Origin of the sequence: Staphylococcus nepalensis, from assembly GCF_014635045.1 — a bacterium.
GTDB classification, from domain to species: Bacteria; Bacillota; Bacilli; order Staphylococcales; family Staphylococcaceae; genus Staphylococcus; species Staphylococcus nepalensis.
In genome coordinates this window covers 178,061-199,862 of the sequence record NZ_BMCF01000005.1, presented here as the reverse complement: position 1 = coordinate 199,862, position 21,802 = coordinate 178,061, and the positions used below count along the sequence as shown (strand labels likewise).

The 21,802-nt window shown below is 34.8% G+C and carries 22 protein-coding genes and 1 other annotated feature (1 of these 23 only partly in view); of the genes, 20 read left to right on the top strand and 2 right to left on the bottom strand.

Translation table 11 applies throughout. From position 1 onward, the window contains the following. Positions 1 to 232: 232 nt before the first annotated feature. Positions 233 to 1,609: a MocR-like pyridoxine biosynthesis transcription factor PdxR gene (gene pdxR, locus IEU88_RS09265; RefSeq protein ID WP_096810941.1), complete on the bottom strand. Its 1,377-nt coding sequence runs from the start codon at positions 1,607 to 1,609 to the stop codon at positions 233 to 235. Positions 1,610 to 1,706: 97 nt separating this feature from the next. Here pdxR and pdxS point away from each other — a divergent pair, with 97 nt between their 5' ends. Then, the gene (pdxS, locus tag IEU88_RS09260) at positions 1,707 to 2,594 is read left to right on the top strand and encodes a pyridoxal 5'-phosphate synthase lyase subunit PdxS (protein ID WP_103373378.1); all 888 of its coding nucleotides are present in this window, start codon (positions 1,707 to 1,709) and stop codon (positions 2,592 to 2,594) included. A 1-nt stretch (position 2,595) separates the two neighbouring features. Further along, a complete protein-coding gene (gene pdxT / locus IEU88_RS09255) occupies positions 2,596 to 3,171 on the top strand; it encodes a pyridoxal 5'-phosphate synthase glutaminase subunit PdxT (protein WP_096810939.1) in 576 nt (191 codons plus the stop codon). Positions 3,172 to 3,239: 68 nt separating this feature from the next. On the opposite strand, the gene IEU88_RS09250 is transcribed toward pdxT, so the two are convergent. Then, positions 3,240 to 4,454 (bottom strand): NupC/NupG family nucleoside CNT transporter, encoded by a 1,215-nt coding sequence (locus tag IEU88_RS09250; RefSeq protein WP_096810938.1) that lies wholly within the window; start codon positions 4,452 to 4,454, stop codon positions 3,240 to 3,242. A 158-nt stretch (positions 4,455 to 4,612) separates the two neighbouring features. On the opposite strand from IEU88_RS09250, the gene IEU88_RS09245 reads away from it, so the two are divergent. The 18 genes from IEU88_RS09245 (at position 4,613) to rplA (ending at position 21,431) form a co-directional block, all read left to right on the top strand. Next, positions 4,613 to 5,074, top strand: coding sequence for a CtsR family transcriptional regulator (locus IEU88_RS09245; protein ID WP_096810937.1), 462 nt, complete (start codon positions 4,613 to 4,615; stop codon positions 5,072 to 5,074). A 16-nt stretch (positions 5,075 to 5,090) separates the two neighbouring features. Further along, positions 5,091 to 5,642: a UvrB/UvrC motif-containing protein gene (locus IEU88_RS09240; protein ID WP_096810936.1), complete on the top strand. Its 552-nt coding sequence runs from the start codon at positions 5,091 to 5,093 to the stop codon at positions 5,640 to 5,642. Then, positions 5,635 to 6,645 carry a protein arginine kinase gene (locus IEU88_RS09235; protein WP_170006919.1) on the top strand — a complete coding sequence of 337 codons (1,011 nt, stop codon included), beginning with the start codon at positions 5,635 to 5,637 and terminating at the stop codon, positions 6,643 to 6,645. Before IEU88_RS09240 ends, IEU88_RS09235 begins: the two co-directional genes overlap by 8 nt. Before the next feature lie 11 nt (positions 6,646 to 6,656). Beyond that, positions 6,657 to 9,119, top strand: coding sequence for an ATP-dependent Clp protease ATP-binding subunit (locus IEU88_RS09230; RefSeq protein ID WP_096810934.1), 2,463 nt, complete (start codon positions 6,657 to 6,659; stop codon positions 9,117 to 9,119). 350 nt (positions 9,120 to 9,469) lie between these two features. Continuing rightward, positions 9,470 to 10,840: a DNA repair protein RadA gene (radA, locus tag IEU88_RS09225; RefSeq protein WP_096810933.1), complete on the top strand. Its 1,371-nt coding sequence runs from the start codon at positions 9,470 to 9,472 to the stop codon at positions 10,838 to 10,840. 73 nt (positions 10,841 to 10,913) lie between these two features. Then, positions 10,914 to 11,972, top strand: a complete 1,059-nt coding sequence (locus IEU88_RS09220; RefSeq protein ID WP_103372873.1) for a PIN/TRAM domain-containing protein — start codon at positions 10,914 to 10,916, stop codon at positions 11,970 to 11,972. Between the two features lie 432 nt (positions 11,973 to 12,404). After that, a complete protein-coding gene (gltX, locus tag IEU88_RS09215) occupies positions 12,405 to 13,859 on the top strand; it encodes a glutamate--tRNA ligase (protein ID WP_103372872.1) in 1,455 nt (484 codons plus the stop codon). A 340-nt stretch (positions 13,860 to 14,199) separates the two neighbouring features. After that, positions 14,200 to 14,841: a serine O-acetyltransferase gene (gene cysE / locus IEU88_RS09210; RefSeq protein ID WP_096811242.1), complete on the top strand. Its 642-nt coding sequence runs from the start codon at positions 14,200 to 14,202 to the stop codon at positions 14,839 to 14,841. After that, positions 14,825 to 16,225, top strand: coding sequence for a cysteine--tRNA ligase (cysS, locus tag IEU88_RS09205; RefSeq protein ID WP_096810930.1), 1,401 nt, complete (start codon positions 14,825 to 14,827; stop codon positions 16,223 to 16,225). The genes cysE and cysS overlap by 17 nt, the downstream gene beginning before the upstream one ends. A gap of 1 nt (position 16,226) precedes the next feature. Beyond that, entirely contained in the window at positions 16,227 to 16,613 is a 387-nt protein-coding gene (locus IEU88_RS09200; protein WP_096810929.1) for a Mini-ribonuclease 3, read from the top strand. A 7-nt stretch (positions 16,614 to 16,620) separates the two neighbouring features. Next, a complete protein-coding gene (gene rlmB / locus IEU88_RS09195; protein ID WP_096810928.1) occupies positions 16,621 to 17,370 on the top strand; it encodes a 23S rRNA (guanosine(2251)-2'-O)-methyltransferase RlmB in 750 nt (249 codons plus the stop codon). Continuing rightward, positions 17,367 to 17,891 (top strand): NYN domain-containing protein, encoded by a 525-nt coding sequence (locus IEU88_RS09190; RefSeq protein ID WP_096810927.1) that lies wholly within the window; start codon positions 17,367 to 17,369, stop codon positions 17,889 to 17,891. The genes rlmB and IEU88_RS09190 overlap by 4 nt, the downstream gene beginning before the upstream one ends. Positions 17,892 to 17,963: 72 nt before the next feature. Then, the gene (locus IEU88_RS09185) at positions 17,964 to 18,530 is read left to right on the top strand and encodes a sigma-70 family RNA polymerase sigma factor (RefSeq protein ID WP_103372871.1); all 567 of its coding nucleotides are present in this window, start codon (positions 17,964 to 17,966) and stop codon (positions 18,528 to 18,530) included. A gap of 137 nt (positions 18,531 to 18,667) precedes the next feature. After that, on the top strand, positions 18,668 to 18,811 hold the full coding sequence (gene rpmG, locus IEU88_RS09180) for a 50S ribosomal protein L33 (protein WP_096810925.1): 144 nt from the start codon (positions 18,668 to 18,670) through the stop codon (positions 18,809 to 18,811). Positions 18,812 to 18,942: 131 nt separating this feature from the next. Next, complete coding sequence (gene secE / locus IEU88_RS09175; RefSeq protein ID WP_103372870.1) at positions 18,943 to 19,122, top strand: preprotein translocase subunit SecE; 180 nt, start codon at positions 18,943 to 18,945, stop codon at positions 19,120 to 19,122. 14 nt (positions 19,123 to 19,136) lie between these two features. Further along, positions 19,137 to 19,685, top strand: a complete 549-nt coding sequence (gene nusG / locus IEU88_RS09170) for a transcription termination/antitermination protein NusG (RefSeq protein ID WP_019468574.1) — start codon at positions 19,137 to 19,139, stop codon at positions 19,683 to 19,685. A 397-nt stretch (positions 19,686 to 20,082) separates the two neighbouring features. Further along, on the top strand, positions 20,083 to 20,505 hold the full coding sequence (gene rplK, locus IEU88_RS09165) for a 50S ribosomal protein L11 (RefSeq protein WP_096810923.1): 423 nt from the start codon (positions 20,083 to 20,085) through the stop codon (positions 20,503 to 20,505). A gap of 230 nt (positions 20,506 to 20,735) precedes the next feature. Then, on the top strand, positions 20,736 to 21,431 hold the full coding sequence (gene rplA / locus IEU88_RS09160) for a 50S ribosomal protein L1 (protein ID WP_096810922.1): 696 nt from the start codon (positions 20,736 to 20,738) through the stop codon (positions 21,429 to 21,431). Between the two features lie 274 nt (positions 21,432 to 21,705). Then, positions 21,706 to 21,802: a sequence feature (ribosomal protein L10 leader region), on the top strand; it runs 51 nt beyond the window's last position.

Sequence of the window (21,802 nt, the reverse complement as noted above, 5' to 3'; positions counted from 1 at the left end):
AGCTTAACTACCAGTGTGAAGCACTGAAAAACGATTGTCATGAGAAAGCGTTTGAAGCTGACGAACTAAGCGAAAGACGAAACGAGCTTACAAGTGGTAAGTGAGTAAGGAAAGCGTGCAAGTGAGAAATACATGAGCCCTCAGCTCATGTATAAGTTCCATTAACTGCATAAAAAGAAAAGTGACATTTTAAAAGAAAGAATTTTTAATCTATTATTTAAATGATACTAATTTATACTATTAAAGATTTAATAAGCGCATCTGTATGTTCTTTTAATTGAGATATAGGTATCCCACCAAATCCTAAAATAAATTTTACTGAATTTTGGTTATTGTCATATTGACTAAAAGGTATGATTTTTAATTTGTTTTTTTTGGCGTTCTCTAGACATTGTTTCATTGTGAGACTGTTTTTTACAGTTAATGTAAAGTGCATACCTGCTAAAGCACCGTCTATTTTTAACTGAGATTGATATGGCATCAATGCATTTAAAATAGTCGTTAATTTATGTCTATATACATTTCTCATTTTATTTAAATGTCTTTCAAAACTACCGGATTTCATAAAATTTGCTACTATTTTTTGCGTGTGAGCAGGAACTGTATTACCTTCCTTGTTATTTAATTGATTATAAGTTGATAATAATTTATTCGGCAATACTAAATAAGCTATTCTACAGCTTGGGAACAGTGATTTGGAGAAAGTACTGATATAAATAACTTTGTCTTTAGTATCTAAACTTTGTAAGGCAGGAATAGGTTTCCCAAAATATCGAAATTCTGAATCATAATCATCTTCAATGATATATCTACCTTCACTTTGTTGTGCCCAATTTATAAGTTGTGTGCGTTTTTTTAAGCTCATCACATAACCTGTTGGAAATTGATGAGAAGGTGTGACATAAGCAATATTATTATTTGATTTTTGGAAATAATCTATTTCTATCCCTGTATGGCTGACCGGGACTTGAAGGTAGGTTATTTGTTTTTTATCTAATACTTGCTTAATAGGGGGATAACTAGGGTTTTCTATTAAAAATTTGCCGTTACTTAAAATATCTGTTAAAAGATTGATAAGTTGCTCAGTCGAAGAACCAATAATAATTTGTTCAGGATGGCAAGTAACACCACGACTATTAAATAAATAATGCGCAATTTCTTGTCTTAATGAGATTTCCCCTTTGAAACTTGCATGTAGCAGAAGATCGAGTTCATCATCTTCAAAAGCATCTTTAGCATATTTTCTAAATTGTTTCATTGGGAAGTATTCTGTATCAATTTCAGACATATTAAACGCTAAATCGTAATCTGGTTTTGGATTATGGAAGTTTTCGTTTGAGCTAAATATCTGATGTGCATGATTGATATTTGTAGGAATGATAGGAAGCGTTTCAATATCAGAAACAAAATAACCCGACCTCGGTTTAGAATAAATGTACCCTTCATCTAATAAAAGTTGATAGGCATGTTCAATCGTAGTGTTACTTACTGATAAATGTTGTCCCAACGCACGTTTAGATGGAAACTTATCTTCAGATTTATATTGACCTTCTATGATTTGTTGTTTCAAAGTTTCATATAAATTGACATAGAGATGATTTTTAGACAATAAACTGACCTCCTAAATTATTTTGAAAGTGTACCTTTTTAAATACCAGTTTATCTTTTAAAATGAATTTAATCAACTAAGTAAAGGGGTAAATAAGATGTCTAAATTTACAGGATCAGAAAGAGTTAAAAGAGGAATGGCTGAAATGCAAAAAGGCGGTGTTATTATGGACGTCGTTAATGCAGAACAAGCGAAAATTGCAGAAGAATCAGGTGCAGTTGCAGTAATGGCATTAGAACGTGTGCCTTCTGATATAAGAGCTGCAGGCGGTGTTGCTAGAATGGCAAATCCTAAAATTGTAGAAGAAGTGATGAATGCAGTATCTATACCAGTAATGGCAAAAGGCCGTATTGGTCATATAACAGAAGCACGTGTGCTTGAAGCCATGGGTGTTGATTATATCGACGAATCAGAAGTTTTAACACCAGCAGACGAAGAATTCCACTTGCGTAAAGATACCTTTACAGTACCATTTGTTTGTGGTTGTCGCAATTTAGGGGAAGCTTCACGTCGTATAGGCGAAGGAGCTGCTATGTTACGTACAAAAGGCGAGCCAGGTACAGGTAATATTGTTGAAGCCGTTAGACATATTAGACAAGTAAACGCTGAAGTGAATCGCATCACAGTGATGAATGACGACGAAATTATGACTGAAGCCAAAAATATTGGCGCGCCGTATGATGTGTTAAAATCAATTAAAGAAAATGGTAAGTTACCAGTTGTAAACTTTGCTGCAGGCGGTGTTGCAACCCCACAAGACGCAGCTTTAATGATGGAATTGGGGGCTGATGGTGTATTTGTTGGTTCAGGCATTTTTAAATCAGAAGACCCTGAAAAATTTGCCAAAGCAATTGTACAAGCTACAACACACTACCAAGACTATGAATTAATTGGACGTTTAGCTAAAGAATTAGGTACTGCGATGAAAGGTTTAGATATTAATGACTTATCCTTAGAAGAACGTATGCAAGAGCGTGGTTGGTAATATGAAAATAGGTGTTTTAGCCTTACAAGGGGCTGTAAGAGAGCATTTAAAACATATTGAACTAAGCGGTCATGAAGGCATCGCTGTTAAGCATGTAGAACAATTAAAAGATATTGATGGTTTAATACTACCTGGTGGCGAATCAACGACATTGCGCCGACTAATGAATTTGTATGGTTTTAAAGAAGCATTACAACAATCTGATTTACCTATGTTTGGAACGTGTGCGGGGCTCATTGTCATGGCAAAAGATATCGTTGGAGAAGAAGGCTATCTCAACAAATTAGATATTTCAGTCCAAAGAAATTCTTTCGGTAGACAGGTAGATAGTTTTGAAAGTGAATTAGATGTTAAAGATGTTGCTGCTGATATAGAAGGCGTCTTTATTAGAGCCCCACATATAGCAGAAGTGCATGGAAATGTATCCATCTTAAGCAAAATCGGAGAAAAGATTGTAGCAGTCCAAGAAGGACGCTATTTAGGTGTCTCATTTCATCCGGAGTTAACAGATGATTACCGTATAACACGATATTTCATTAATCATATTGTGAAAACAACACTAAGTGAAAAAGTTTAAAATAAACCAAATAAAAACAGGTCGATTCTTGTATATATAAGAATCGACCTGTTTTATCTTAATTTCATTTAGATGAAGAAACCTGCGATTGCAGCAGAAATAAATGAAACGAGTGTAGCACCAAATAAAAGTTTCAACCCAAAACGCGCTACCATATCTCCTTTTTCGTTGTTAAGTGATTTAATTGCGCCTGAAATGATTCCGATAGAGCTGAAGTTAGCAAATGAGACAACAAATACAGATATAACGCCTTTAGCATGTTCGCTCATGTCTTTAACTTCTTTTAAACTTTGCATAGCAACGAATTCATTTGACAATAATTTTGTTGCCATAATCGAGCCAGCTTGAACGGCATCGCTCCATGGCACACCAATTAAGAAGGCTAATGGTGCAAATATGAAACCAATGAAAGTTTGGAAGTCCCAAGTAATACTTCCACCTGAAGCTGCTGTGAAAATAGCACTGACAACTCCATTGAGTAAAGCAATAATGGCTATGTAACCAATTAGCATTGCACCTACGATTACAGCGACTTTAAATCCATCTAAAATGTATTCCCCTAACATTTCAAAGAAAGATTGTTTCTCTGTTTCACTGTCTTCAACGATTAATTTATCTTCATTAACATCTACTTTGTATGGATTGATAATAGAAGCAATAATAAAACCGCCGAATAAATTTAAAACGACTGCTGTAACAACATACCGTGGTTCAATTAATGTGAAATACGCGCCAATGATTGAAGCTGATACAGTAGACATGGCTGAAGCAGTTAATGTATAAAGGCGTTGTCTAGGAATATGCGCTAATTCTTTTTTTAGCGAAATAAATACTTCTGATTGTCCTAAAATTGCTGCTGCTACTGCATTATATGATTCTAAGCGTCCCATCCCATTCACTTTAGAAATAGCTAATCCTAAATAGTTAATAATAAACGGTAATATTTTTGTATATTGTAAAATACCAATTAGTGCTGAAATAAAAACAATTGGTAATAAGACATTGAAGAAGAATGGTGGATTGTTAGGATCCACAAATTCAAACCCACCGAAAACAAAGTTGACGCCTTCTGCAGCTTTAGCTAGTAGATAGTTAAAGCCGTCTGAAATGGCACCAATGACAGTAATACCAAATTTTGTTTTTAATAGTATAAACGCAAATACAAGTTGTATGACGAGTAATAGGCCAATGTATTGCCAACGAATATTTTTTCTATCAGAGCTAAAGAGAAAAGCTAATGCAAGAAAAACTGCAATCCCAATTAAACCAATGATAATATGCATAATAATTTCATCCCTTTAAATTTTTTCTTAACTCCTATAATACAATAAATGGGAGATTTCTTACATGCATAAAATGAAAATTTTTAAAACATATTGGTTGAAAAAGGTCAAAGTTGGTCATATAATATAGTCAAAGAAGGTCAAAAGAGGTGATAATCATGCATAACATGTCCGACATCATAGAACAATACATTAAAAAATTATTTGAAGACGCCAATGAAGATGTTGTTGAAATTCAGCGTGCAAATATTGCACAGCGTTTTGACTGTGTGCCTTCTCAATTAAATTACGTGATCAAAACACGATTCACTAATGAACACGGCTATGAAATAGAAAGTAAAAGAGGTGGCGGCGGCTACATTCGAATCACTAAAATTGAAAATAAAGACGAAACAGGTTACATTAACCATTTACTTCAATTAATAGGACCGTCTATTTCACAACAACAAGCCTATTACATTATAGATGGCTTATTAGATAAAGAATATCTTAGCGAACGGGAAGCGAAGATGATTTATGCGGTCATTGATAGAGAAACATTGAAAATGGATGTATTATCAAGAGATATCATACGTGCTAATATAGTTAAACGCGTATTACATGTGATAAATTACTATTAAAGAGAGGTGTTTAGTCGTGCTGTGCGAAAATTGTCATTTAAATGAAGCGGAAGTTAAGTTAGCGGTTAAAGGACAAGACGGTATACATGAAAGATGGGTATGTTCCACATGTGCACAAGGAGGTAATCCTTGGACTCAAAATCAGCAAATGCAGTCACAAGATGATATTGAGGGTGCCTTTGTTGTAAAGCAAATATTACAGCATTTAGCAGCTAAACATGGTATTGATTTCGATGAAATAGCTTTTAAAGAAGAGAAAAGATGTCCTACTTGTCAAATGACGTTAAAAGATATTGCACATGTCGGTAAATTTGGTTGTGCAGACTGCTATGCAACATTTAAAGATGACATTGTTGATATTGTACGACGTGTACAAGGTGGTCAAATTGAACACACTGGAAAAACACCACGCTCTTCACACAGAAAGTTAGCGTTAAAAAAACAAATAGAAGAAAAAACAAACTATTTAAATCAATTGATTGAAGAACAAAATTTTGAAGAAGCTGCAATTGTTAGAGATGAAATTAAAGCATTAAAAGAAGACAGCGAGGTGAAACATGATGAGTAAAAATGATATTAGTACTCATATTAGTGAGTGGATGAGAGATGAGGAAGAGAGTCCAATTGTGATGTCCTCAAGGCTCCGATTAGCTAGAAATTTAGAAAATCATGTTCATCCTTTGATGTTTCCTTCAGAACAAGATGGTTATAGAGTAATAAATGAGGTACAAGATGCGCTTCCTGATATGTTTATACAGAGATTAGACACTTTGGATCAACAGAGTAAGTATAAACTTGTAGCGAAACATCTTATAAGCCCAGAGTTAATAAAGCAGCCTGCTTCAGCTGTGCTTTTGAATGATGATGAATCTTTAAGTGTTATGGTAAATGAAGAAGATCATATACGCATTCAAGCTATGGGAAATGACCTATCATTGCAAACATTATATGATAAGGCTTCTTCTATAGATGATACACTCGATAGTGAACTAGATGTTAGCTTTGATGAAACACTTGGTTATTTAACAACTTGCCCGACAAATATAGGGACTGGTATGAGAGCGAGTGTAATGCTACATCTGCCTGGCCTAACGATTATGAAGCGGATGAATAGAATCGCTCAAACAATCAATCGCTTTGGATTTACTATAAGAGGTATCTACGGTGAAGGCTCTCAAGTATATGGTCATATTTATCAAATTTCTAATCAGCTTACACTTGGTAAAACAGAAGAAGAAATTATCGAAAGTTTAACTGAAGTTGTGCAACAAATTATTAACGAAGAAATGCAAATTCGCGAACGTCTCAGTAAGCATAATGAAATTGAAACATTAGATAGAGTATATCGTTCGTTAGGAATATTAAAATATAGTAGACTAATATCTATGGAAGAAGCGTCATTTAGATTAAGTGAAGTGAAACTCGGTATAGATTTAGGCTATATTGATTTAGAAGACTTCAAATTTAATGAGTTAATGGTCGCAATTCAATCACCATTCTTGTTAGATGATGAAGATGATAGAGCAGTTAATGAAAAAAGAGCAGATATATTAAGAGAACATATAAATTAGGAGGTCATGCTATGTTATTTGGTAGACTGACAGAACGTGCACAACGCGTATTGGCACATGCTCAAGAAGAAGCGATTCGCTTAAATCATTCAAATATTGGAACAGAACATTTACTTTTAGGTTTAATGAAAGAACCAGAAGGTATTGCAGCAAAAGTATTAGAATCATTCGATATTACTGAAGAAAAAGTAGTGACAGAAGTTGAAAAATTAATTGGTCACGGCCAAGAACAAATGGGTGCTTTACACTACACACCACGCGCTAAAAAAGTGATTGAGTTATCAATGGATGAAGCAAGAAAACTACATCATAATTTTGTAGGAACAGAACACATCTTGCTTGGTCTAATTAGAGAAAATGAAGGCGTTGCAGCACGCGTATTTGCTAATTTAGATTTAAATATTACTAAAGCACGTGCGCAAGTTGTTAAAGCTTTAGGTAGCCCTGAAATGAGCAATAAAAACGCACAAGCAAATAAATCTAATAACACACCAACACTAGACAGTCTTGCTCGTGACTTAACAGTTATCGCAAATGATGGTACTTTAGACCCTGTGATTGGTAGAGATAAAGAAATCACACGTGTTATCGAAGTATTAAGTAGACGTACTAAGAATAACCCAGTCTTAATTGGGGAACCGGGCGTAGGTAAAACAGCAATTGCAGAAGGCTTAGCACTTGCAATCGTTAACAACGAAGTACCAGAGACACTTAAAGGTAAACGCGTGATGTCTCTAGACATGGGAACAGTAGTAGCTGGTACGAAATACCGTGGTGAATTCGAAGAACGTCTGAAAAAAGTTATGGAAGAAATTCACCAAGCAGGCAATGTTGTACTCTTTATTGATGAGCTACACACTTTAGTTGGTGCTGGTGGTGCAGAAGGCGCAATTGATGCATCTAATATTTTAAAACCAGCGTTAGCGCGTGGCGAACTACAATGTATTGGTGCAACTACACTGGATGAATATCGTAAAAACATTGAAAAAGATGCAGCACTAGAACGTCGTTTCCAACCAGTTCAAGTGGACGAGCCAACAGTCGAAGATACAATTGAAATCTTGAAAGGCTTACGTGACCGTTATGAAGCGCATCACCGCATTAATATTTCAGATGAAGCTTTAGAATCTGCTGCGAAATTAAGTCATCGTTATGTGTCAGACCGTTTCTTACCAGACAAAGCAATTGATTTAATTGATGAAGCAAGTTCTAAAGTAAGACTAAAAAGTCATACAACGCCACCTAACTTGAAAGAATTAGAGCAAGAAATTGAACAAGTTAAAAATGAAAAAGATGCTGCTGTACACGCACAAGAATTTGAAAATGCAGCAAATTTACGTGATAAACAAACTAAATTAGAAAAACAATATGAAGAAGCGAATAATAATTGGAAAAACGCTCAAAACGGTGCAAGCACATCATTGTCTGAAGAAGATATTGGAGAAGTTATTGCAGGTTGGACTGGTATTCCATTAACTAGAATTAATGAAACAGAATCAGACCGCCTACTTAATTTGGAAGATACGTTACACAAACGTGTTATTGGCCAAAAAGAAGCAGTTACTTCTATCAGTAAAGCAGTAAGACGTGCTAGAGCAGGATTGAAAGATCCTAAACGTCCAATTGGTAGCTTTATCTTCTTAGGCCCTACAGGTGTAGGTAAAACAGAATTAGCACGTGCATTAGCAGAATCCATGTTTGGTGAAGATGATGCAATGATTCGCGTAGATATGAGTGAATTTATGGAAAAACATGCTGTGAGCCGTTTAGTTGGGGCACCTCCAGGTTATGTAGGTCATGATGATGGTGGACAATTAACTGAAAAAGTTAGACGTAAACCATATTCAGTTATACTATTCGATGAAATTGAAAAAGCACACCCTGATGTATTTAACATCTTGTTACAAGTGCTTGATGATGGACACTTAACAGATACAAAAGGACGTCAAGTAGATTTCCGTAATACAGTGATTATTATGACTTCCAACGTTGGCGCTCAAGAACTGCAAGATCAACGCTTTGCAGGTTTTGGCGGCGCATCTGAAGGGCAAGATTATGAATCAATCCGTAAAACAATGATGAAAGAATTGAAAAATGCTTTCCGCCCAGAATTCTTAAACCGTGTTGATGACATTATTGTATTCCACAAACTTTCTAAAGATGAATTGAAAGAAATTGTGACTATGATGGTGAATAAATTAACAGATCGCTTAGCAGAACAAGATATTGATATCGTAGTTTCTGATGCAGCGAAAGAAAGAATTGCAGAAGAAGGTTATGATCCAGAATACGGAGCTAGACCACTTATCCGCGAAATTCAAAAAACAATCGAAGATAACTTAAGTGAGTTAATCTTGGATGGTAACCAAATCGAAGGTAAAAATGTTTATATCGATTATGACGGTAAAGAATATAAATACGATATTAAAGATAGAACAGAAGATCAAAAAGAAAAAGAGACTTCTGATTCATAAGATTGAGTTATTAAAGTGATATCAAGTATGAATAGCGCTTCTCAAGTATGCAAATGCAACTTGGGGAGCGCTTCTTTTATAAAAAGTATCACTAAAATGTTAATAAACGAAACATCATCGTATGTTAGTCAAAAATTTTAATCACCTATATCATATTAATAGTACTGAATATATAATAGTGTTAATTTAAAAAATAGACTTTAACATTAATCTATTGAAGTGCATGCTATAATATAAAATTAAAGGCCAAGAAACAATAAATATCGAAATGAATCGAATATAAATAAAGTTTGTTTTTAATTAGACAGAGGTATAAAATAGATTTGTTCAATAAAGATGGAGGTGCAGTTTTGGCCAAAAAGAAAGTGATTTTTGAATGTATGGCGTGTGGTTATCAATCACCAAAATGGATGGGCAAATGTCCCAACTGTGGTGGTTGGAACCAAATGGAAGAAATTATAGAACAAAAATCGACAAGCCCAAAACATGGGGTTCGAAGTCGTGAAAATAGCGCGAAAGTACAAAAACTAAATGAAATTAAACATGAGACGACACCACGTATTAAAACCAACTCAGCAGAATTTAACCGAGTACTTGGCGGCGGCATTGTAAACGGTTCGCTTGTATTAATTGGCGGCGACCCAGGTATTGGTAAATCGACCTTATTACTACAAATTTGTGCTGCTTTATCACAAAGTAAAAGCGTTTTATATATAACAGGTGAAGAGTCGTTAAATCAAACTAAGTTAAGAGCAGATAGATTAGAAGAGGATTCAAGTAATTTAAATGTGTTTGCGGAAACAGATTTAGAAGTGATACATGAAACGGTTAAACAATTGAAACCAGATTTACTTGTAGTTGATTCTATACAGACTATTTTTCATCCTGAAATCAGCTCTGCGCCTGGTTCAGTATCTCAAGTAAGAGAAAGTACACAGAGCTTAATGAATATTGCTAAACAATTAAACATCCCAACTTTTATTGTTGGTCATGTAACTAAAGAAGGGCAAATTGCAGGTCCACGTTTATTAGAACATATGGTGGATACAGTACTTTATTTTGAAGGTGATGAGCATCATGCTTACCGTATTTTAAGAGCAGTTAAAAATCGCTTTGGTTCGACAAATGAAATGGGTATTTTTGAAATGAAGCAGAGTGGATTGAAAGGCGTGAAAAACCCTTCAGAAATGTTTTTGGAAGAGCGTTCTACTAATGTTCCTGGGTCAACAATCGTATCGACAATGGAAGGCACAAGACCATTGCTCATAGAAGTACAAGCATTAGTGACACCGACCACATTTAACAACCCAAGACGTATGGCTACAGGCATAGACCATAATCGATTAAGTTTATTGATGGCTGTCTTAGAGAAAAAAGAAAATTATTTGCTTCAACAACAAGATGCTTATATTAAAGTAGCAGGTGGCGTCAGATTAACAGAACCTGCTGTTGATTTAGGTATTGTTATTGCCACGGCGTCTAGTTTTAAAGATTTAACTGTAGACGGATTGGATTGCTTTATTGGTGAAGTTGGATTGACGGGAGAAGTAAGACGCGTCTCTCGTATCGAACAACGCGTACAAGAAGCGGAAAAACTAGGATTTAAACGTATTATTATTCCTGAATCCAATATTGGTGGATGGGAATTCCCTAGCGGTATTAAAGTCATTGGTGTTAAAAATGTACATGAGGCTTTAAAATATGCTTTAACTAAGCATTAATATCACTTAATGATACAACATGTAACTGGCTTATATAGTCAAAATAGCTTTCATGTGAAAGGAGCGTTAACATTTGAACATGATAAGACTCATTGTAATCTTGTGCTATATTATATTAGGTGCAAGTTTAGGCGTGTATCTTATACCAGAAATTATTACAGATGCTGGTTTGGGGCATTTCACGCTACTAACAAATAATTATTTCAATGGGCTACTAGGGATTGTACTGATATTTGTAATCTTTGGTTGGTTTATTAAAAAAGTAACATTAGCATTGAAAGAACTAGAACAAATGATTATGCGTCAAAGCGCAATTGAAATATTGTTCGCCACAATTGGACTCATTATAGGGTTACTTATTTCAGTTATGATATCATTTATTTTCCAAATTATTGGTAACAATGTTTTAAATCATTTTGTACCTATTATTATCACGATTATCTTGGGGTATTTAGGGTTTCAATTTGGTCTACGCAAACGCGATGAAATGCTATTGTTTTTACCTGAAAATATGGCGCGATCTGTGTCAATGAATACACGTAGTGCAATGCCTAAAATCATAGATACGAGTGCCATTATTGATGGGCGTATTTTAGATGTTTTGAAATGTGGTTTTATAGACGGTGAAATATTAATTCCACAAGGGGTAATTAATGAATTGCAAGTAATTGCAGACGCAAACGATAGTGTAAAGAGAGAAAAAGGGCAAAGAGGCTTAGATATGCTCAATGCTTTGCATGATGGAAAGCACCCTACGCGCATTATACATCCAACAAAATCGCATAGTGATATAGATGCAATGTTAATTAAATTGGCATTGCATTATAGAGCACAAATTATTACTACAGATTTCAACCTAAATAAGGTCTGTCATATACAAGGTGTTCAAGTGTTGAATGTGAACGACTTATCAGAAGCAATTAAGCCAACCGTACATCAAGGCGATCGATTTAACTTGTTGTTGACTAAGATGGGGAAAGAAGCTGGTCAAGCAGTAGGGTATTTAGATGACGGTACAATGGTAGTTGTAGATAACGCTAAAAAATATATCGGTGAATATATTGATTTAGAAGTAGTAAGTTTGTTGCAAACTTCATCCGGACGCATTATTTTTGCTAAAAAAATATACTGAAATTAAAAAGCGGGTTTCATTTGATATTGTAGCTAAAAAAGTTACAGTTTCACATGAAACCTTTTCATTATGAGCAATATTTTCAAAAAATTGTTCAGATAGCATTTTAATTTAAGCACAGTGATATCATAATCATCTTTAAAGTGCTACAATAGATAGCGAAATTGTATTACTGTACTTAGAATTATAAACTTGAAATTTAATGGGCGTCATACGTTTGTTTTTAGTATAGTGATGCTTTAAAAAATGATGAGCTATGATATCATAAATAAGCAAATGAGCAACACGCTTTGAATGCTTTTATATTAACTTATTGTTAGGCACATTTGAAAAGTGTAGTAACATAGGTTGAATTCTTTTTATGTGTGTGCGCAGTTAAGCTGAAAATATAAGATTAAAATCGTGAAAAATTATTAAACAGGAGTGAACATAATGAGTAATCGTGTAAGAGTTAGATATGCCCCAAGCCCAACAGGCTATTTGCATATTGGTAATGCAAGAACTGCATTATTTAACTATTTATTTGCTAAACATTATGATGGAGATTTTGTAATTCGTATAGAAGATACGGATAGTAAACGTAATTTAGAAGATGGAGAATCTTCACAATTTGATAACTTAAAATGGTTAGGTATTGATTGGGATGAGTCTGTAGATAAAGATAAAGGTTATGGGCCTTATCGCCAGTCAGAACGTGCTGAAATATATAACCCACTTATCCAACAATTGTTAGATGAAGATAAAGCGTATAAATGCTATATGACTGAAGAAGAATTAGAAGAAGAACGTGAACAACAAATTGCACGTGGTGAAATGCCACGTTACGGTGGTAAACATGCACATTTAACAGAAGACGAACGCCAACAATTTGAAGCAGAAGGACGCCAACCTTCGATTCGTTTCCGAGTGCCAAAAGATACAACATATGCATTTGACGATATGGTGAAAGGTGAAATTTCATTTGACTCAAATAATATGGGTGATTGGGTTATTGTGAAAAAAGACGGCGTGCCAACGTATAATTTTGCAGTAGCAATTGATGACCACTTGATGGAAATTTCAGATGTTATTCGTGGAGATGACCATATTTCAAATACACCCAAACAATTAATGATTTACGAAACGTTTGGTTGGGAAGCGCCAAGATTTGCACACATGTCACTAATCGTAAACGAAGAACGTAAAAAATTAAGTAAACGCGATGGCCAAATCCTACAATTTATTGAGCAATATCGCGATTTGGGTTATTTGCCTGAGGCGTTATTTAACTTTATTACATTATTAGGTTGGTCCCCTGAAGGTGAAGATGAAATTTATTCTAAAGAAGAATTCATTAAAATCTTTGATGAAAAACGATTATCTAAATCACCTGCATTCTTCGACAAACAAAAATTAGCTTGGATTAATAACCAATATATGAAACAAAAAGACACTGAAACAGTCTTTGAACTTGCTTTTCCTCACTTAGTTAAAGCGAATTTATTACCTGAAAACCCATCTGAAGAAGATAAAGAATGGGGACGTAAACTGATTGCTCTTTATCAAAAAGAAATGAGTTACGCTGGCGAAATTGTTCCGTTATCTGAAATTTTCTTCCGTGATGAACAAACATTAGGAGCAGATGAGCAAGAAATCATCAATGGGGAACAAGTGCCAGAATTAATGAACCATTTATATGGCAAATTAGAAGCACTAGAACCTTTTGAAGCGGCAGAAATTAAAAAAACAATTAAAGAAGTTCAAAAAGAGACAGGTATTAAAGGCAAACAATTATTTATGCCAATACGTGTAGCTGTGACAGGACAAATGCATGGTCCAGAGTTACCAAATACAATCGAAGTATTAGGTAAAGATAAAGTATTGAATCGCTTAAAAAAATACGTTTAATGCTGATTATAAGTAAATTGTATCAAATAGATAATACTTGAAAAATTACAATCAAGCACCTATGATTATAATTGAATACACTAAAGGATTAGTAGACAATGGAATGTGTCAAGAGAGTGTGCGGCTGCTGCGAGCACATCATGGAAATTGTTGAATGCACCTTTAGAATAATGAACTGAATAACTTTAATGAGTTAATATAAGTTGTTTTACCATGTTAGATTATTGCTAACTTAATGAACAAGCAGCTTGTTTTAAAAAAAGAGTGGAACCGTGCAAAGCACCTCTAACATTAATGTTAGAGGTGCTTTTTTAATAAGGAGGTCGCAACCTTGTTTAAAATATTAAAAAGAATAAAAGACGATATAAATATGGTGTTTGAACAAGACCCAGCTGCACGTACTACTTTAGAGGTAGTCACTTCATATGCGGGCGTACATGCAGTATGGAGTCATTTAATCGCACACGCTTTATACAAAAAGAAAAGATATATATTAGCAAGATTAATTTCACAAATTTCACGTTTTTTTACTGGCATCGAAATTCATCCTGGCGCCCAAATTGGGAAACGTTTATTTATCGACCATGGCATGGGCGTTGTTATTGGAGAAACATGCAGAATTGGTGATAATGTTACAATTTATCAGGGCGTTACTTTAGGTGGTACTGGTAAAGAAAAAGGAAAACGTCACCCTGATATAGGTGATAATGTACTGATAGCAGCAGGCGCCAAAGTACTCGGTAATATTAAAATTAATTCGAATGTAAACATCGGGGCGAATTCAGTAGTATTGAATTCGGTGCCTAGCTATTCTACAGTCGTTGGTATACCAGGACACATTGTTAAACAAGATGGTAGAAGAATTGGTAAGACATTCGACCATCGTAATTTACCAGATCCGATTTATGAACAATTAAAACAATTAGAGAAACAACTTGAGAAAACAAGAAATGGAGAGATTCAAGATGATTACATTATATAACACGTTAACGCGTCAAAAAGAGACGTTTAAATCTATAGAACCAGGTAAGGTTAAGATGTACGTCTGCGGACCAACTGTATATAATTACATCCATATAGGTAATGCCAGACCAGCAATTAACTATGATGTTGTGAGAAGGTACCTTGAATACCAAGGTTATGAAGTAAATTATGTTTCAAATTTCACTGATGTAGATGATAAATTGATTAAGCGCTCGAAAGAATTGAATGAACCTGTTAACACAATCGCTAATCGTTATATCGATGCATTTTACGAAGATGTTGGCGCTTTGAATGTGAAAAAAGCAACTTCAAACCCAAGAGTAATGAATCATATGGATGACATTATTAAGTTTATAGGAGAACTTGTAGAAGAAGGTTATGCCTACCAAAGTGGTGGAGATGTGTATTTTAGAACACGTAAATTTGAAGATTACGGTAAACTCAGTCATCAATCCCTTAATGATTTGAAAGTAGGTGCACGCATTGAGCAAGGCGAGCAAAAAGAAGATGCGCTAGATTTCACATTATGGAAACAAGCAAAACCTGATGAAATTAGTTGGGACAGTCCATTTGGCAAAGGTAGACCAGGTTGGCATATTGAATGCTCTGTTATGGCTTACCATGAACTTGGTGCGACGATAGATATTCATGCTGGCGGTACTGATTTACAATTTCCACATCATGAAAATGAAATCGCCCAATCTGAAGCCCATAACCATGCGCCATTCGCCAACTATTGGATGCATAACGGGTTTATTAATATTGACAACGAAAAAATGAGTAAATCCCTAGGTAACTTTGTGTTAGTACACGAGATTATTAAAGAAATTGATCCAGATGTATTACGATTTTTCATGATTAGTGTACATTATCGAAGCCCAATCAATTATAATATGGAACTTGTTAGTGCTGCTAGAAGTGGTTTAGAACGTATCCGTAATAGTTACCAAGCTATCGAGGAACGTGAAGCGATTGCCACAAATATCGAAGCTCAAGATAATTATATAGAAGAAATCAACCAGATTTTAGAACAGTTCGAAACCGTTATGAATGACGACTTTAACACAGCTAATGCCATTACAGCTTGGTACGATTTGACAAAATTAGCTAATAAATATGTATTAGAAAATACAACGTCAACTGAAGTGATTGAACGATTTAAAACAGTATATCAAATTTTTAGTGATGTATTAGGTGTACCTTTAAAACCAGAAACAAGTGACGAATTATTAGACGAAGATGTTGAAGCTTTAATCGAAGAAAGAAACACAGCAAGAAAAAATAAAGATTTTGCACGTGCAGATGAAATTCGCGATCAATTGAAAGCACAAAATATTATTTTGGAAGACACACCTCAAGGCGTGAGATTTAAACGTGGCTAATATGGATAATAAATTGTTAAACCCATTGACTTTGGCATATATGGGGGACGCGGTCTTAGACCAATTTGTGAGAGAGTATATTATATTGAAATTAAAAGCTAAACCTAATCGATTACATCAAGAAGCCAAGCGTTACGTGTCTGCGAAAAGCCAGGCACAATCGCTTGAATGCTTGTTAGAAAGCAACTGGTTTACCGAAGAAGAATTAGATATTGTTCGCCGTGGAAGAAATGCGAAGAGTTATACGAAGGCGAAAAATACAGACATACAAACGTATCGAAAAAGTTCAGGGTTAGAAGCAATCATTGGTTTTTTATATCTTGAAAAAGATCAAAGCCGTTTAACAACATTGCTTGAACATATTGTGAAAAGTATAGATGAAAGGTAGTGAGACTTTGGAAGAACTTGTTATCGTAGGCCGTCATGCCGTAAAAGAAGCCATTGTTTCTGGGCATACAATTAATAAAATTTTAATTCAAGACACCGTAAAAAAAGGACAAATAAATGAAATTTTAAAAAAAGCAAATAGTAATAAAATCATTGTACAATCAGTGCCAAAATCTAAATTAGATGGATTGTCTGACGCCCCTCACCAAGGTGTCGCTGCGTATATTGCACCGTACGAATATGCGGATTTCGATGCGTTTCTGGCACAGCAAAAAGAAAATGAAAAACTATCTACAGTTTTAATTTTAGATGGACTTGAAGATCCTCATAATTTAGGTTCAATCTTGAGAACTGCTGATGCCTCTGGCGTTGACGGTGTGATTATCCCTAAAAGACGCTCGGTTTCACTGACTCAAACAGTTGCAAAAGCTTCTACAGGAGCAATACAACATGTCCCGGTGATGAGGGTTACAAATTTAGCGAACACGATTGAAACATTAAAGGACAACGGCTATTGGGTAGTGGGCACAGAAGCTGAAAACGCAACAGATTACCGTGAAATGGACGCTGGCATGCCTTTGGCAATCGTTATTGGAAGTGAAGGCCAAGGCATGAGTCGTTTAATTAAAGACAAATGTGATTTTTATATTAATATTCCAATGGTAGGCCATGTAAATAGTTTGAATGCTTCTGTTGCAGCAAGTCTAATGATGTACGAAGTGTATCGTAAACGTAACCAGATTGGAGATAAATCATGAAAGATCGTTACTTAATTATTGATGGTTATAATATGATTGGCCAATCGCAAGAATTAAGTCAAATAGCGCAAGAAAATTTAGAAGAAGCTCGAGACCAGTTATTGACGGCTATTGCAAATTACAATGCAGTTATAGCTGATGAAGTCGTATGTGTGTTTGATGCTTATGAGCAATCTGGTACAGGATCGGAGTATATGTATCATGGTGTAAAGATTATATTCACTAAAGAAAAAGAAACAGCAGATAGTTTTATTGAAAAATATGTGTATGATTTATATGACAAACATACGAGGCACATTACAGTTGTAACGAGCGACATGAGTGAACAACACGCTATATTTGGCGCAGGTGCATATCGTATATCTTCAAGAGAGATGTGGCGTGACCTAAGGGAAAACGAGATTTTAGTATCGAAAAAGCTTGACGGCTTTAATGAGCGTAAGCCTAGGACTCGAATCGAGCTGTCTAACGAAATTTTAGAAGAATTTGAAAAAATAAGGAGGGGGAACAATCATAAATAAAGAGATTGTCCCCTTGATTTTTTTGTAAGGAACTTTGTATGCTATCCTTAATCTAAGGAAAGGATTTAAAATATGCTACAAAGGATATGCCAACCAGAATCTACAACTATTTTAAATAATACACTGGATGATGCGAATGCATTAATCGAGTTGTTAGATAAAATGCAGCCGTATATTTGGAAAAGTTTAAATCATTTCTCAATACACCCTAACGATAAAGAAGATCTTCAACAAGAAATACTGTTTAAAGTATTCAAAGCACTCAGCCAATTTGATTTTTCAAAAGAAACACCATTAGCGCATTATGTAAATCGTATTATTAAAAACACCAAAAATGATTACATACGAAAAAAATTAATAAACTTAAAACGTCAAAAATTATTAGAAAATGAATTTTTAATAACTGAGCAAATGTTAAGACAGCAACACATGATAGATGGCATTGTTTTAAGAAAAGAAATAGTATCTACGCTGTACCAAAACATTGATAAATTAACAGAACTCGAACAAACTATTATAAGATATGTTTTGAAAGATTATAAACCGTGTGAAATAGCGACTATTTTATGTGTCGATGTCAAAGTAGTTTACAATACAATACATAGATGTAAAATAAAGTTGAGACATTTTTTGAAATAAATTTCATTTTACTACCTAAGTTATTTAGCGTGCGATAGTGACTATATGGATTGATAGAAAGCAATGGTGGAAGATTGACAATAGACAGCGATGTTATGTATAGTAGATTGGTATTATAATGAGTAAGGTGAAGTTATATGAAAAAAGTACCGTTAAGTTGCGAAGCATGTGGGAATAGAAACTATAATGTGCCCAAGCAAAGTAACCTTACATCTAGATTGACATTAAAAAAATATTGTCCGAGATGTAACGCACATACATTGCATAAAGAAGCGAAATAATCATCGGTATATTAGATGGAGCAATTGAGTAAATATATCCTTCCAATTTAAGTTGTGAGTATTGTATTTGCTTAATTTGTCGTATGAATAAGCAAATGAGGAAAAAACGAATTAATACGGAGGTATTGCTAATGGCTAAAAAAGAAAATTTCTTTCAAGGCGTAAAGTCAGAAATGGAAAAAACAAGTTGGCCAACGAAAGAAGAATTGTTTAAATATACTGTCATCGTTGTAGCAACGGTAGTATTTTTCTTAGCGTTCTTCTATGTTTTAGATTTAGGAATTGGTAGAATTATAGAGTTAATTAAATAGATAGGAGTGACGACATGTCTGAAGAAGTTGGCGCAAAGCGTTGGTATGCTGTGCATACTTATTCTGGTTACGAGAACAAAGTTAAAAAGAATTTAGAAAAACGTGTAGAATCTATGAATATGACTGAATTGATATTCAGAGTGGTTATACCAGAAGAAGAAGAAACACAAGTTAAAGATGGTAAAGCCAAAACATTAACTAAAAAAACGTTCCCCGGTTACGTTTTAGTAGAATTAATAATGACCGATGAATCATGGTATATTGTAAGAAATACACCAGGAGTAACAGGATTTGTTGGCTCAGCAGGTGCTGGATCAAAACCTAATCCGTTATTACCTGAGGAAGCACGTTTCATCTTGAAACAAATGGGCATGAAAGAAAAAACAATTGATGTTGAATTAGATTTAGGTGAACAAGTTCAAATCAAATCTGGTCCATTTGCGAACCAAGTGGGTGAAGTTCAAGAAATTGAAGCGGATAAATTCAAATTGACAGTTCTTGTAGACATGTTTGGTAGAGAAACACCGGTTGAAGTAGAATTTGATCAAATTGAAAAATTATAGCTAAACAAATATAGCGAAAAGCATATATTAACGGATAAAGTTCTTTTCAAGGATTTGTTAAAGTAAAGCTATACAAGTGCGCTCGCACTTGTATAAGTAACACTAACCTTGTTGAAGCAAGAAGTGTTACTTTATATGCATTAAGGCTATCCAATCATTTTAATGACGTAATTAGAGGAACGCCCGAGCTAGAGCTCATGCATTAAGCCCCCTTATCATTAAAATGATTAGGGGAGCTATATAAAAAGTTACGCTTTACTCTTGCTTTATATATAAGGACAATGTTATAATACTGTGGTCGCGCTCATAGAGCGTTCATTTCGTCACGAAATGTAGAAGAGTGGGAGGACAAAACTCAGTCCTGTGACCACATCACGATATCAAGGAGGTGCACATCGTGGCTAAAAAAGTAGAAAAAGTTGTTAAATTACAAATTCCTGCAGGTAAAGCGAACCCAGCACCACCCGTTGGTCCAGCATTAGGTCAAGCAGGTGTGAACATTATGGGATTCTGTAAGGAATTCAATGCACGTACACAAGAAGACGCAGGTTTAATCATTCCGGTAGAAATTAGTGTTTATGAAGATCGTTCATTTACATTTATTACAAAAACACCACCGGCTCCAGTACTACTTAAAAAAGCAGCTGGCGTTGAAAAAGGTTCTGGTGAACCTAACAAAAATAAAATTGCTACAGTAACTAAAGATCAAGTACGTGAAATTGCAAACCAAAAAATGCAAGACTTAAATGCTGCAGACGAAGAAGCAGCTGTACGTATTATCGAAGGTACTGCACGTAGTATGGGTATCACAGTTCAATAATTTTAAAAATTAACTAAAAACATAGATTGACGATGAAGCAGATGACAGAAATGACAAACAGGATCAGAGCGTTCAATATTGTCGTAATAAGAGGAAGCGTGTCGTTTATTAAGGAAATGTTTCCTGATATAAAATACAATTTTGCAACCTCTCTGTTATCTGCTCTTAACTTGCAAAAGCAAGTAAATGTGGGAGGAAATTCCGCTAAAACCACTAAAGGAGGACATGAAATGGCTAAGAAAAGTAAAAGATTTCAAGAAGTAGCTAATAAAATTGACCGCCAAAAACACTATAGTGTTGAAGAAGCAGTTGAGTTAGCTAAAGAAACAAGTATCGCAAACTTTGACGCATCAGTTGAAGTGGCGTTCCGTTTAGGAATTGATACACGTAAAAATGATCAACAAATCCGTGGTGCAGTAGTGCTACCAAACGGTACTGGTAAATCACAACGTGTATTAGTATTCGCAAAAGGTGATAAAGCAGCTGAAGCAGAAGCAGCAGGTGCTGATTTCGTAGGTGAAGGTGAATATGTTCAAAAAATCCAACAAGGTTGGTTCGATTTTGACGTAGTAGTAGCTACACCAGACATGATGGGCGAAGTTGGTAAACTTGGTCGTGTATTAGGACCTAAAGGTTTAATGCCAAACCCTAAAACTGGAACTGTAACAATGGATGTTACAAAAGCAGTTGAAGAAATCAAAGCAGGTAAAGTAGAATATCGTGCTGAAAAAGCAGGTATTGTGCATGCTTCAATTGGTAAAGTATCATTTGATACGGACAAACTTGTTGAAAACTTCAAAGCATTACAAGATGTGTTAACTAAAGCCAAACCATCTTCAGCTAAAGGTACTTACTTCAAATCTGTTGCTGTTACGACAACAATGGGCCCTGGAGTTAAAGTTGATACTTCTAGTTTCAAACTATAATCTTATATATAAATGAAAATACTGAGATATAAATAATGTTTCAGAGTTGAATATTATATTGGCAATAGATGACTAAAAAGAAAATGTGCTTTATTAAGATTTTAAAGTGCCAATGCTTAATCTGTTGAGTTAGTAGCATTTATGAAAGAACATAGTACTTGTACTCTTTTTTCTCGTTCTACTTGCCAGAGGTGGACGGCGAAATCATTTTGAAATGATTTCTACCCTGTCCCCTTAAAAATGTATTGACATACCACATTGAACCAGTTATATTGGTTAATGTATTATTTTACCTAAGACAGTAGGAGTTAGCGATAACTTAAAAATGATCCTACCGAGGCTAAAATTGACTTGAACGTGAAGATTTTTAG

Excerpts from the sequence above, each read along its gene's own strand:
- cysS (WP_096810930.1), top strand. The coding sequence starts at position 14,825 with ATGATTACATTATATAACACGTTAACGCGTCAAAAAGAGACGTTTAAA.
- rpmG (WP_096810925.1), top strand. The coding sequence starts at position 18,668 with ATGAAAAAAGTACCGTTAAGTTGCGAAGCATGTGGGAATAGAAACTAT.
- IEU88_RS09250 (WP_096810938.1), bottom strand. The coding sequence starts at position 4,454 with ATGCATATTATCATTGGTTTAATTGGGATTGCAGTTTTTCTTGCATTA.
- IEU88_RS09185 (WP_103372871.1), top strand. The coding sequence starts at position 17,964 with ATGCTACAAAGGATATGCCAACCAGAATCTACAACTATTTTAAATAAT.
- pdxT (WP_096810939.1), top strand. The coding sequence starts at position 2,596 with ATGAAAATAGGTGTTTTAGCCTTACAAGGGGCTGTAAGAGAGCATTTA.
- pdxS (WP_103373378.1), top strand. The coding sequence starts at position 1,707 with ATGTCTAAATTTACAGGATCAGAAAGAGTTAAAAGAGGAATGGCTGAA.
- secE (WP_103372870.1), top strand. The coding sequence starts at position 18,943 with ATGGCTAAAAAAGAAAATTTCTTTCAAGGCGTAAAGTCAGAAATGGAA.
- IEU88_RS09200 (WP_096810929.1), top strand. The coding sequence starts at position 16,227 with ATGGATAATAAATTGTTAAACCCATTGACTTTGGCATATATGGGGGAC.
- nusG (WP_019468574.1), top strand. The coding sequence starts at position 19,137 with ATGTCTGAAGAAGTTGGCGCAAAGCGTTGGTATGCTGTGCATACTTAT.
- IEU88_RS09230 (WP_096810934.1), top strand. The coding sequence starts at position 6,657 with ATGTTATTTGGTAGACTGACAGAACGTGCACAACGCGTATTGGCACAT.
- IEU88_RS09245 (WP_096810937.1), top strand. The coding sequence starts at position 4,613 with ATGCATAACATGTCCGACATCATAGAACAATACATTAAAAAATTATTT.
- IEU88_RS09235 (WP_170006919.1), top strand. The coding sequence starts at position 5,635 with ATGAGTAAAAATGATATTAGTACTCATATTAGTGAGTGGATGAGAGAT.
- IEU88_RS09190 (WP_096810927.1), top strand. The coding sequence starts at position 17,367 with ATGAAAGATCGTTACTTAATTATTGATGGTTATAATATGATTGGCCAA.
- gltX (WP_103372872.1), top strand. The coding sequence starts at position 12,405 with ATGAGTAATCGTGTAAGAGTTAGATATGCCCCAAGCCCAACAGGCTAT.
- rplA (WP_096810922.1), top strand. The coding sequence starts at position 20,736 with ATGGCTAAGAAAAGTAAAAGATTTCAAGAAGTAGCTAATAAAATTGAC.